Here is a 12,384-nt window from a genome sequence, read left to right as displayed (position 1 = left end):
GGCTCAACCCCTCATTCCGGCGCGCGCCGCGAGGCGGCGCTGGTTATGGACACGGCGCGCCTGGCCGCGGTTCTGTCCGTCCAGTGCCGCGACATCCTCGTTCCCGCCCGACAGGTGCGCGCCGAGCGACGCGATGGTCGGGAAGCGGAAGATGTCGGTCAGCGCGACCGGCTGCGGCAGTTCGGCGGCAAGGCGGCGGTGGACCTGGATGGCGAGCAGCGAGTGCCCGCCGATGTCGAAGAAGTTCTCGGTGAGGCGCACCTGCGGCAGCTTGAGCAGGTCGCACCAGATGGCCTGGATCTGCGCCTCGATGCCGCTGGCGGGGGCTCCGCCGTCCGCTTCGTCATTGCTGACCACGACGCTGACCGGTTCGGGCAGGGCATTGCGGTCGATCTTGCCGTTGGGGGTGCGCGGCAGGGCTTCGAGCAGGACGAAGTTGCCAGGCACCATGAAGTCGGGCAGCCGTTCGCGAAGGTACGCGCGCAGGTCCTCGACGGCGGGTGCTCCGGTGCGCGGCGCGAGGTAGGCGACGAGGCGGGTGGCCGCGCCTTCCTTGCGGGCGACGACGACGGCTTCGGTCACGTCGGCGTGCGCCGTCAGCGCGGATTCGATCTCGCCCAGCTCGATGCGGTAGCCGCGGATCTTCACCTGATGGTCGAGGCGACCGAGGAATTCGAGCGTGCCGTCAGCGCGCTGACGTGCAAGGTCGCCGGTGCGGTAGGCCCGCTCGCCGGGGTTGAAGGGGTGCGCCGTGAAGCGCTCCGCGGTCAGTTCGGGACGGGCGTGATAGCCGCGCACGACACCGGCGCCGCCGATGACGAGTTCGCCCGGGGTGCCCTGCCGCACCGGCTGGGCGCGGCGGTCGAGGATGTAGATCTGCTGGTTGAGCAGCGGGCGACCCAGCGGCGGCGCGGCGTCTCCGCTTTCGAGGGTGTGGACGGCGGACCAGACGGTGGTCTCGGTCGGGCCGTACATGTTCATGACGCTGCCCGAGACGAGCCCGGTCATGTCGCGCGCCAGCTGCGGGGGGAATGCCTCGCCGCCGACCATGAGGCGCTGCAGCGCGGCGAGACGCGGGCGCGAGGCTTCGTCTCCGGCGAGCATCTGCAGCAGCGAGGGCGTGCATTGCAGGTGGGTGACGCCGTGGCGGGCCATGAGGTCGTGCAGCGGGCGTTCGCGGGTGGCGGGGGTGCCTTGCGTGATCTCGCGTAGCCGCGCGATCGCGGGGAAATGGTCGATCACTGTGCGCGCATTCACGCCAAAGTCGACGAGGCAGCCGATTTCGTCGACGCCCAGCGCGGCAAGGCGCGCCACGAGGGCGACGTTGTCGTCGGGTGTGCCGAACAGACCGCTGGTCTCGAAATAGCGTTCGAACGCGTGCTCGAGCAGCGCGTCGGTTTCCTCGCCGCTGAGGTCCGACAGTTCCAGCTTTTCCCCGCCCGCAGGCTTCTTGAAGGCCGGGAACGACCAGGCGTATTGCTTGAGCAGGTTGGTGGACGTGCGCAGGTATTCGATCAGCGGACCGCGGACGGCCTCGCGCACGGCCTCCTCGCTTTCGCCGAGGAAGGTGTGCAGCATGAGCGTGGCGCGGCCTTCGCCGGGATGGCCGGCGGCGCGCCAGGCCTCGCGGTAGGCGGCGATCTTGGAGGCGACTTCCTCGATCGACTGGCCGAGGAGGTGGGTGAGCACGTTGGCGCCGACGCGTCCGGCCTCGCGGAAGGTGTCGGCATTGCCTGCGGATGTGATCCACACCGGCAGTTCCGGCTGGACCGGGCGAGGATAGGTCAGCACCGAGACATCGTGGCCGAGCGGCCCGGGATAGCTGCGCTTCTGGCCGCGCCACAGTGCCCGCACGTCGTCCATGCAGCGCGCCAGCGTGCCCGCGCGGTCGGCATAGGCACCGGGGTTGAGCACGAAGTCATCCGGCTGCCAGCCCGAGGCGAAGGCGATGCCGACGCGACCGTTCGAGATGTTGTCGACCAGCGCCCACTCCTCGGCGATGCGCAGGGGGTGGTGCAAGGTGCCCACCACGCTGCCCGCGCGGATCTGCACGCGCGAGGTCACGGCGGCGATCGCGGCGGCGGCGACGGCGGGGTTGGGATAGGGGCCGCCGAAGTCGTGGAAGTGGCGCTCGGGCGTCCAGATCGCCTCGAAGCCGTTGCGGTCGGCGAAGCGGGCACCTTCCAGCAGCAGGTTGTACTGCTCGGCGGCGCTGCCCGCGCTGGAACTGGCGAAGTAGAACAGGCTGAAGCCGACCGGGCGCACTTCGTCCGCCGCGATCACGTCGCCGCGCACTTCGCGCTCGCTGGCGATGACGACGTGGTAGCCGTGCATCAGCGGCCACATCAGCTCCAGCGTCGAGATGTCGAAGCTGAGGCTGGTGACGGCGAGCCAGGTGCCGTCAGGCTCGATATGGCGGTCCATTCCGGCGTAGAAGTTGAGCAGGGTGCGGTGCTCGACCATGACGCCCTTGGGCAGTCCGGTGGAGCCCGAGGTGTAGATCATGTAGGCGAGGTTCCCGCCCTCGATGCCGTCCTCGATGGGGGTCGATGGCTGCGCGGCGAAAGCCTCGGCCATGGTGTCGACATGCAGCACCGGGGCAGGGGTTTCGGGCAGCTCGGCGGCGAGCGCCGTCTCACTGAGGATCAGGCCGAGGCCCGAATCCGCGATCATGTGGGCGATGCGGTCCTTCGGGTAGCTCGGATCGAGCGGCACGTAGGCACCGCCCGCCTTGTGCACGCCGATGAGGCAGGCGAGCATCTCCACCGAACGCGACAGGTGGAGGCCGACCAGCACTTCCGGCCCGACGCCTCGCCCTGCAAGGTCGCGTGCGATGCGGTTCGAAAGCGCGTCCAGCTCGGCATAGGTGAGCGAGGTGCCGAGCGCGGTCACGGCGATGCTGTGGGGCGTACGCTGCGCCTGGGCGACAAAGTGGCGGTGCCAGGCCGGGCCTTGCGGCACCGGGCCCTCGGTCGCGTTCCACGCGCCAAGGATGCGCTGGCGCTCCTCGGGCTCGAGAACCGAGAGGGTGCCGGCGGGCGCATCCGGGGTGGCGACGAAGGAGAGGCACATCGCTTCGAACCCGCGCGCGAGGTCCTTGGCGTCGGCGCGGTCGAGCCGGGTCGCGTTGCAGGTCCAGCGCAGCGTACCCTCGGCGGGGCAGAGCGTGAGGTCGAGCACCGCTTCGGTCGAGGCACGCGCGTCGGCGAGACGGTCGACGACCTGCACGGTCACCGGATGGCCGAAGGCGGCGCGGCCGCGCAGTTCGGGGCTGCGGGCGATGAGGTCGGCGGAAATGGCGACGCGGCGGCGCAGGCCCGCGATCTCGACCTGCAGCGCGTCGGCGACGGCACTGAGCGGCGCGGCGAAGTCGATGGCGAGGCGCAGCGGAATCTCGGGCGCGAACCAGCCCGCGACGTCACCCAGCAGCGCGTGGTTCACGCTGTCGGAGTAGCCGATGTCCACGGTGTCGCGGTCGGCGGCGCGGGCGAGCCAGAGGACCAGCGCGGCGAGCGCTTCACTGCGCGCGATGCCTTGGGGGAGGGCACGGTCGATGACGAAGGGCTGGGCGCCTGCCGTCCCGACGCGGGGGCGGAACTGCGGCAGTTGCAGGCTCTCGCGCATCTGCAAGCGGCGGCGCCACCAGGCTTCGTAGCGACCGGCGGCGGCGTCGAGGCCGTTCAGCTGCTCCTTGCGCGCCGTGCCGAGCGAGGCGAAGCCCTGCGCCTGGATGAGAAGGTCGCCGATCGCGGAGCCGCTCAGGACCTCGCCGTCCAGCGCGGCAAGGCGGTCGATGCGCAGGTCCTCGGTACCCGTCGCCACTACCGGGGTGGGGCCGGAGAGGATGATCGTGCCCGGCTCTCGTCCGGAAACGGTGGCCAGCGGCGTGACCTGCTGGACGAGCAGCAGGCGCTCGCCGAGCAGGGCCTTGGGTGCGCCCACCGGGTTGGCGTAGAGGCCGAAGTCGAGCGCGCGCACGAGCCGGGCGATATCCTCGGCGGACTGGTGCCAGTCGATCGTCGCGGCGCCATCGGGGCGGGTCGCGCGGCCGTACATGCGGTCGGGTGCGCGGTTCTGCGGGACGGCGGCGGCGACCGCGCCATCGAGATCGGCGACTAGGCCGGTGAAGCAGCGCAGTCCGGCCTCGAAGCAACGGGTGTTGATCGAGAGCGCGGTCTCCTCCTCGGCGATTTCGAACGCTTCGGCGGCGAGTACGGCGCCTTCGTCGACGGCGTGGTTCATGAGGTGCCAGGTCACGCCGTGGCGCGCCGCGCCTTCCAGCAGCGCCCAGACCGGCGTGTTGAGGCCGGCGCGCTCGGGCAGAGGGCCGTCGTGGAAGTTGATCGCCGCGCGCGCGGCGAGCGCCAGCACTTCGGCCGGGAGCACCGCCAAGTTGGAGATGCTGAAGAGATAGTCGATACGTCCCAGTCCGGCTTTCAGCAGATCTCGCGGGCGGGCATGGACGGCGATCCCGGCCTGCTTCGCCCACTGCGCGGCCGGGGACATCGGGGCGGCGACTACGGCAACGATCTCATGATCGCGTTCCAGCAGAAGCTTGCTACATTCGGACAGCAGAGTTTCATTACCAATTACGATGGTACGAAATAGTCCGTGCTTGGCATCGTTGGAATTATCAAATGTTGCGGTATAATTGCTGATCGACGTCATGCCGTGCCCCAAGATCGTCGGACTTGTTCAGTCCATGGGCGACGTTATTCGAGCACGTAGCGGATATCCATCTTTCGAACTCAGTGCCTATTTTTAGGACGGTGCGTTCTTACGGACATTTTACGGCGGTCATTTGTACTCGATCAGCCGCGTCTTTCCGGGATTGCCGCCCTTCGCCCCGCATCGCGTGCGGCGCCAGTAGTCGATCTGGCCCTGCAGATGCGGGACCTTGCCGATGGTCATGTAACTGGCCTGGAGCGCATCCTTGCGCATCCAGATGCGCAGCCAGAGGAGCGGCCACAGGAGCCACATCGGCGGCAGTCCCCAGACCACGTTGCTCACGACCTCGCGCTTCACCGCGGCGTTGTCGGTCCCGCGCATCTCCAGCGCCTCGGCGGTCGCGTAGCCGTTGCGGCGGTTGCGCTGCCACCATTGACCGAACCGGGTCATGGCCGCGTCGTGGATGGTCATGTCCGCGCCGATCCGGCGGATCAGCCACCCGCGTCGCCGGATGCGATAGCACAGTTCCGGTTCCTCGCCCGCGATCAGGCTCTCGTCGAAGCCCTTCACCGCCTTGAGCGCGGCGACACGGAACAGCGCGTCGCCGCCGACGGTGTCGGCTAGCCCCACAGGTGTGTCCCATTCGTAGTCGCACAACTGGTTGTAGGGGCTGGCGTCGGGATCGCGCTCGCGCCTGCGGCCACATACGGCACCGAGGCGATGGTCGGTTCCCATGGTCTCGAGGGCCTTTTCCACCCAGCCCGGCCACAGTTCGCAGTCGCCGTCGACGAAGTGGACGTAGGCCAGCTGCACGTTGTCGCGCAGGTGCCAGTGGAAACCGGCATTGCGGGCGCGGGCCGCAGTGAAGGGGAGCGCCGGGTCGAGTTCGACAACGGGCAGCCCGCGTGCCCTGGCAAGCGCCACGCTGTCGTCGCTCGAACCGGAGTCCACGTAGACCGTGCTGTGGCCGGTACGCAGCACGCTGTCGATCGAGAGGGCGAGGCGCTCGCCCTCGTTGCGGCCGATGATGACGAAGCCCAGGTTCTTCATGGCAGGCGCTCCGTTCGGGTCCACTCGCGCTCGCGCCGCGTCACGAACTGCAGGATCAGCGGCAGCTTCCACAGGAAGTAGCCGGGCAGGTCGAGGAGATGGCGCAGCGGCAGCACGGCCCGCCCATGGACCCACCACGCACGACCGACGCCGAGCACCGCCGCGGCCTGCGCCGCCAGCAGCGTGAGGAACGGCCCGGTCGCACCTGCGAGCAGCAGCACGACCGCCGACGCGACGAGAGACGTCAGCGCCAGGAGCACGGTCGGCGGAACGATGAGGTCAAGCGCCACCACGGCGAGCCGCCAGCCGCCGCGCGCCGGGCGGGTAAGCGCCCTGAGCAGCAGGCGCGGCACGTAGCGGCAGGCGGTCTGCATCATGCCGTGTTCCCACCGCCTGCGCTGGCTTCCGGTACCCTCCACCGAGCTGGCCGCGCTGATGACGCGCGCGGCGGGCTCCACCACCACGGGTTGCCCCGCGAGCAGCAGGTCGAGCCCCATCTCGAGGTCCTCGACCAGCGAGCTGTGCGACCAGTGCATCTTCAGGAATAGCGCGCGCGGGAAGGCCATGCCCGATCCGTGCAGCAGCGCCGCGCCGGCCAGCCGGTCGAGCGCCTGCTGCCGCACGAGGTTCTTCACGAGGAACGCGAAGCTGGAGATGCGCACGATGGGGCTGGTCCGCTCCCACGGCCTGGCCGGCGTGTCGAACAGGAACACGGCCTGGACCGCCGCCTGCCGCCGGGTCGCGGTGGCCGCAAGGGCCTGCAGCGAGCCGGTGTCGGGAAGGCAGTCCGCGTCGATGATCAGCACTGCCTGCGGGCTTGCGGGACTCTCGGCCGGGCGGTTGGCGGCGATGAACAGCCGGCCGAATTCGAGCGCGTAGCCCTTGCCGCGCAGCGCCGGCTCGTGCCGCTCGATCACCGTGGCGCCCAGTGTGCGGGCGCGCGCGCCGGTGTCGTCCGTGCAGTTGTCGGCGACGACGACGAGTTCGTCGCCGGGGCGCAGCTGCGCCAGCACGGACCGGACGCAGGCTTCGATCCCCGCGGCCTCGTCGTGCGCGGGCATCAGCACCAGGAACGGCGGGGCGCTCCCCTCGGGCGGGGGGGCGGGGCGGCGGCTGCCGGCGAGGCACTCCGCCGCCAGCGTCAGCACCGGGACGGCCGTCACCAGGGAAGTGGTCCAGGCGAGGAAGGTGGGTATCGTGCCGGGTGCCGTCACGATGAGCTGGCGCCCTGCCCGGAACCTGCCGAGACGAGCGGCCCGGTTACCACGGGCGCAAGCGGTTCGGGGGCCAACGGGGCGAGCGGTTCGCGGCCGCGCCGCTGCAGGATCGGCGGCATCCAGTCGGACTTGAGGTTGTGCAGGCGGATGCGCCAGTCGGCCTTGTCGGTGGTTCCCGGCCGCACCCGGAAGTCGGTAGTGCGCTCGAGATCGGGCAGCGGCGCGGCGACGGCGGTGTAGTAATAGGTCGCGATCGACCGGCGTGACTTGCCGGGCGGGCAGGCGAGGGGGTCGGGATGGCCGTGGAAGGTGTCGCGGTCGGTGCTGAACACTACCGCGCGCCCCAGTTCGGGCAGGACCGAGCGGCGCGCTTCCTTCATGTCCTGGTCCCACAGTTCGAGCGCGCCGCCGTAGCCGGGGTCCCAGTCCTCGTTGAGGTAGATGAGCAGGTTGAGCCGGCGCTCCACCTTCATGCGGCCATGGTGCGGGAAGTCGGCGTGGATGCCGAGGTGTCCGCCCCGGCGCGTCTCGTGCAGTCCGGCGCCCGAATGGTAGGGATCGGCGATCAGGCCGCGGATGCCCGTCAGAGCGGTCAGGAACGCCAGGAAGGCGCGTGAATTGAGTTCGGCGAACAGCATGCGGGTGTGTGCGCCCGCGCACTGGTCGGGGCGGAACTGGAACTTGAGCCGTTCCTGGTCACGGTCGAAGTAGTCGCGGCCCGAGCTGTCGGGGAACTCGGCGAGGACTCCGCGCAGGAAATCGCTGTCGAGGAAATCGTCGATGACGACGTGCGGGAACGGGTCGGCCTCGCGGTAGCGCGCGGCCTGCGCGGCTCCTGCCTCGCGGCATGCGTCGTAGTCGAAACAATGGTAGCCGCCCAGATCGGTCAGGCCCAGAAATGCCATCAAATCCTCCTGTCTCGCGCCACCGGCGCAAGGCCCGACCGCATCGACCGGTCGGGGACAGGATAGGGGCCATGACCCCCGCTGGGGCAGACCTGAAAACCCCTAGTACGTTCTCATGATCGACACCCACCATGGGCGGCCAATAGACTGCGCGGCGAACGTGCCCTTCCGGCATGCAAGGAGAGTTGCCGCGTGCACATCGGGCTTTGCTCACCCCATTGGCCGCCTTCCAGGGGCGCCAACGGCATCGTCAGCTACGTCGCGGAAGTGCGGCGGCACTTCCTTGCGCGCGGACACGACGTCTCGGTCCTGTCGCAGGGGGAGCTGATCTTCGCCGACGGGACGGCCATGCCGCTTGCGCCTCGCAGCGGTGCGGCGCGCGCGCTGGCGCGCGCCGGTAGCCGCATCGCCTGGCGGCTCGACCGCTCCTCCGGCGCTCTGGCCCCGGTCGGACGGGCGCTGGCGCGCGAGGTGGCGGCGGCGCACCGGATCAAGCGGTTCGACGTGCTGGAGATGGAGGAGAGCTTCGGCTGGTCGGAAATGGTCGCGCGCGCCATCGATGCGCCGGTCATTACGAGGCTCCACGGCCCGCATGTCGTCAAGCCCGTGCGCAATCTGACCGAAGCGGAACTGCTGTCCGACGAGGCGCGGTGCCGGGCCGAAGCGAGCGCGGTGCGGTCCGCCGCGATCGTCACCTCGCCGACCCAGGCGATCCTCGAGGAAACCTGCGCGAAGTACGGGCGCGAGGCGGGCAGGGTTTCGCTCGTCATCGCCAATCCGATTGGCCTGAACGACGCATCGCCCCGCTGGAGCCTCGCCGGGTGCGAGCGCGATCATGTGCTGGTGATCGGCCGCTTCGACTTCTGGAAGGGCGCGGACACCATGCTGCTGGCCTTCGACCGCCTGCTCCGGCTCCGGCCGACCGCTCGCCTGACGATGGTCGGCCCGGACGAGGGGCTGGAGACCACGCCGGGCCGGCGAATCGGCTTCGAGGACTTCGTGCACGCCAACCTCTCGCCCGCCGCGCGCGAGCGGATCACCTTCACCGGCAAGCTTACCGCGGCCGAGATCGCGCCGCTGCGCCTCAGGGCCAACGTCACTGTCTGCGCGTCGCGCTGGGAGAGCTTCCCCTACGTCCTGCTCGAAGCGATGGCGGCGGGCTCCCCGGTCATCTGCACCGCATGGCCGGCCAGCGGCGAGGTGATCCTCGACGGCGAGACCGGCATGCTCACCCCGGTCGCCGATCCCGATGCACTGGCCGCGACGCTGGAGCGCATGCTCGCCAATCCCCCGCTGGCGGCAGCCATGGGCGCAGCCGCCCGGCGGCGCTGCGAGGAAGTCTTCGCGACCGAAGTGGTCGGCGACCGCCTGCTCGAATGCTACGCGGACGCCATCGGTGCCGGCTCCATCCCGCGCGCGCGCGAACTCGAACTGCAATGACGGTGGAGATCGCAGGCGCCCCCTGGTCGCCGGTCGCCCCCCGTCCCGGCCTCGTCGCGCGCATCCGCGGCGCGGCGCTGCGCGACACCAACGTCGTCGTCGCCTCGGTCGTCGCCAACAACCTGCTGCGCGCGGTGAGCAGCATGATCCTGACACGCCTGCTGGTGCCCGAGGTGTTCGGCATCTCCGGCGTCATCGCCTCGCTACAGTTCACCGTCGCGCTGGCTAGCGATTTGGGCTTCCAGGCCTTCGTCGTGCGGCAGAAGGACGGTGACCAGACGGCCTTCCTCGACACCGTCTGGACCGTCGCGTTCCTGCGCTCGCTGCTGCTGGCGGCGACTCTGGCGATCCTGGCGCTGCCGGTGTCGCACGCGCTCGGCCGGCCCGACCTGGCTCCGCTCATCGCCGTGTCGGGGCTGGTGTTCGTGGTGGAGGGCGTGGGTTCGATCAGCCTGCTCTCCGCCCTGCGGCGAGGCCAGATCCTGCGCCTCTCGACGCTGGAGATCGCCGCGCTGGTGGTCCAGATCGCCGCGAGCGCGTTGCTGGCCTGGGCCTGGGGCAACTACTGGGCGATCCTGGGCGGCATGCTGGTGGGCGGCGGGCTGAAATCGCTGCTCAGCTACACGATGTTCGGGCAGGGCCTGCACCGGCTGACCTTCGAACGCTCGACCCTGCGCGAGCTTTGGTCCTTCGCCCGCTACGTCACGGGTTCCAGCCTGATCTACCTGTTGGTGGCCCAGTGCGACAAGCTGGTGCTGGCCAAGGTGCTGCCTCTCGACCACTTCGGCTTCTACGTGCTCGCGGGCAATCTTGCTTCGGCGCCGCTGGGTTTCGCGGCGAACTATGCCAGCCGCGTGCTGTACCCCGCCTATGCGCGGATCTGGCACGAAGGCGCACCCGACATGCGCGCGCAGTTCTATGCGCGGCGGCGTGTGCCCTCGCTGCTCTATGCGGTGGCGACCGGAGGCATCATCGGCAGCGCGCCGCTGATCATCGGCGTGCTCTACGACCCGCGCTATGCGGACGCGGCGCTCTACCTGCAGATCCTGTGCATCTCCTCGCTGCTGGCGCTGCCGTCCAACGCCGCGAACGAGAGCCTCACCGCCACCGGGCGCGTCCGCGCCACGCTGGAGGCGAGCATCGCCAAGCTGGCCTGGCTGGCGAGCGCGGGACTGGCGGGCTACCTCGCCTGGGGCCAGCTCGGACTGGTCTGCGCCGTGGGCCTGATGGAAGGCTCGGCGCTGGCGATCAAGTGGGTGCGCATGCGTCAGGCGGGGCTGCTCGACCTAGGCCAGGAAGGCCTGTTCATGGCGGTGGGAGCAGGCGGCATCGCCCTCGGCTTCGCGGCCGACGCGCTGCTCTCACCTTACCTGGTGCACTAGGCCCTTCAGCGTTGCAGCGCGACGATCGGGGGACGCCACGCGATGGCGTCCCCCGAAGTGTCTTCGGCCCATGCGCCCCGGCAGGCGGTGCGGATGGCGGCGGCGATGCCGATGTATCCGAAGGTCAGGAAGGCGATGCGGCCGCCGAACGAGGTGAAGAACAGCGTCGTGGCCAGCATGGCCATGCAACCGAACACGAAGGCGGCCGGCGCGGTGGCGCCTATCTCCGCCAGCATCGAGCGCCGCCGCCAGAGCTGCGCCAGCGGTGCGAACATGTTCGCGACGAAGATCGCTGCTCCCCCCGCTCCGGCGAAGAGGCCGAACCAGAGATAGGTGTTTACGTAGTCGATGATGCCCTCGCCCTGGCGCATGTCGTCGAGACGCAGCTCCAGTTCGCGGGCGGCATAGCCGGTGATCGGCCGTTTCCAGAACTCCTCGCTGCCGCGTTCGAGCAGCGCGCGGCGGTAGTCGGCGGTGTCGCTGCCCTGCCCGGACATGCCGAGGGATTCCGACCAGTCCGGCGACAGGCTGGCGATGGCCATGATCAGGCCGATCGCCGCCGCCGCCGGCACGACCTTGCGAACCAGCGCGGTCCAGCGGCCGGTGAAGATGTCGGCCAGCAGGATGGCGAGGCCGAGCCCGATCCAGGCATTGCGCGACTGCGGGGCCGAAAGGCCGATGAACGTCACCACGCAGAGCAGCGTATGGAGCGCCTTGGTCCGGAAGTCTGAGCGCAGCAGCCACAGCGCGAAGAGGCACATGGCCATGACGAGCGCGATCGAGGTCGGCTCGTTGAACGGCCCGCCGGCGCGCAGCATCGCCCCGCGCGTCTTGACGACGAGCAGCATGGGGACGTTCTGGCGCCAGTACAGCTCGTTGTACATCGGCCACCAGTTCCAGACCTCGAAGGTCAGCACGCCCGCGAGCCCCGCGCCCGAGGCCGCCAGCCACCGCATCGCCGAGCGCATCGCATCGACCCCCGCCAGTCCGCGGCTGAGGATGTAGTAGGGCAGGCCGAAGTCGAGGACGACGTTGGTGATCATGCGCATGAAGTGGGTGAGAGTGGAATTGCGCGCCATCGCGAAGACCAGCACCATCAGCAGCAGCCCCACCCGGATGTCGTCTCCGGCGGCGACCCGGCACTTGCGCGAGTCCTTGAAGATGGCGAACGCGGCGCCGAGCGCGAGCGCGTCGTGGATGCCGAAATCGAACAGCTTGAGCCCGCCCAGTTCGATCGGCTGGTCCAGTCCCGGCAGCAGCAGCAGGCTGAACAGGTAGATCCCCGCCACCCGCTCGATGCGGCCGGCGAACAGCGGCACCCACACCAGCATGACGAGGTAGACCAGCCAGACGTTGGGCAGCATCCAGGCCAGGGACGGCATCAGGAACGACATCAGGATCGCGGGGCGGGCCATGTCGCGCCGCAGCGGCGCGCGGAGCGCGTAGACGAACAGCCCCACGCCGATCGTGGACACGCAGGCGGCGTAGAAGGCCGGCTTGAACAGGACGAAAGTGACGGCGGCGGCGGCAAGGATGACGACGGCGCTCAGCGTCACGGCGCCCGAACTGGCGGGAGGAGCGTATTCACCTCCTTCCGCATGCTCCTCTGCGAAGGCGTCCGGGTATTCGTCTATCTGGCCATTGTCGTTCACGGATGCGCCTCCAGGAAGCTGCGCACGACCCGGTACTTGGGCGCCTCCGCGATCGGCTGGGCGCCGCCTT

At 69.7% G+C, this 12,384-nt stretch carries 7 protein-coding genes; 2 read left to right on the top strand and 5 right to left on the bottom strand.

The genetic code is table 11. The features are described 5' to 3' along the window. Positions 1–3: 3 nt before the first annotated feature. From PMI02_RS19670 to PMI02_RS19655, 4 genes are all read right to left on the bottom strand, one after another. Positions 4–4,668, bottom strand: a complete 4,665-nt coding sequence (locus PMI02_RS19670; RefSeq protein ID WP_007686169.1) for a MupA/Atu3671 family FMN-dependent luciferase-like monooxygenase — start codon at positions 4,666–4,668, stop codon at positions 4–6. 129 nt (positions 4,669–4,797) lie between these two features. Next, entirely contained in the window at positions 4,798–5,718 is a 921-nt protein-coding gene (locus tag PMI02_RS19665) for a glycosyltransferase family 2 protein (protein WP_007686166.1), read from the bottom strand. Continuing rightward, positions 5,715–6,932 carry a glycosyltransferase family 2 protein gene (locus tag PMI02_RS19660; protein WP_007686164.1) on the bottom strand — a complete coding sequence of 406 codons (1,218 nt, stop codon included), beginning with the start codon at positions 6,930–6,932 and terminating at the stop codon, positions 5,715–5,717. The genes PMI02_RS19665 and PMI02_RS19660 overlap by 4 nt, the downstream gene beginning before the upstream one ends. After that, on the bottom strand, positions 6,929–7,840 hold the full coding sequence (locus PMI02_RS19655; RefSeq protein ID WP_007686161.1) for a 2OG-Fe(II) oxygenase: 912 nt from the start codon (positions 7,838–7,840) through the stop codon (positions 6,929–6,931). The genes PMI02_RS19660 and PMI02_RS19655 overlap by 4 nt, the downstream gene beginning before the upstream one ends. Before the next feature lie 192 nt (positions 7,841–8,032). On the opposite strand from PMI02_RS19655, the gene PMI02_RS19645 reads away from it, so the two are divergent. Together PMI02_RS19645 and PMI02_RS19640 are read left to right on the top strand one after the other, a co-directional pair. Further along, on the top strand, positions 8,033–9,280 hold the full coding sequence (locus PMI02_RS19645; protein ID WP_007686158.1) for a glycosyltransferase family 4 protein: 1,248 nt from the start codon (positions 8,033–8,035) through the stop codon (positions 9,278–9,280). Next, positions 9,277–10,662 carry an oligosaccharide flippase family protein gene (locus PMI02_RS19640; protein WP_007686156.1) on the top strand — a complete coding sequence of 462 codons (1,386 nt, stop codon included), beginning with the start codon at positions 9,277–9,279 and terminating at the stop codon, positions 10,660–10,662. Before PMI02_RS19645 ends, PMI02_RS19640 begins: the two co-directional genes overlap by 4 nt. Positions 10,663–10,667: 5 nt before the next feature. On the opposite strand, the gene PMI02_RS19635 is transcribed toward PMI02_RS19640, so the two are convergent. After that, positions 10,668–12,314, bottom strand: a complete 1,647-nt coding sequence (locus PMI02_RS19635) for an O-antigen ligase (RefSeq protein WP_007686154.1) — start codon at positions 12,312–12,314, stop codon at positions 10,668–10,670. Between the last annotated feature and the right edge of the window lie 70 nt (positions 12,315–12,384).

The sequence above is a fragment of the Novosphingobium sp. AP12 genome (assembly GCF_000281975.1).
Taxonomy (GTDB): domain Bacteria; phylum Pseudomonadota; class Alphaproteobacteria; order Sphingomonadales; family Sphingomonadaceae; genus Novosphingobium.
The sequence above is the reverse complement of the archived record's forward strand: the minus strand, read 5'-3'. Positions and strand labels throughout refer to the sequence as shown.

Excerpts from the sequence above, each read along its gene's own strand:
- PMI02_RS19670 (WP_007686169.1), bottom strand. The coding sequence starts at position 4,668 with ATGACGTCGATCAGCAATTATACCGCAACATTTGATAATTCCAACGAT.
- PMI02_RS19665 (WP_007686166.1), bottom strand. The coding sequence starts at position 5,718 with ATGAAGAACCTGGGCTTCGTCATCATCGGCCGCAACGAGGGCGAGCGC.
- PMI02_RS19655 (WP_007686161.1), bottom strand. The coding sequence starts at position 7,840 with ATGGCATTTCTGGGCCTGACCGATCTGGGCGGCTACCATTGTTTCGAC.
- PMI02_RS19640 (WP_007686156.1), top strand. The coding sequence starts at position 9,277 with ATGACGGTGGAGATCGCAGGCGCCCCCTGGTCGCCGGTCGCCCCCCGT.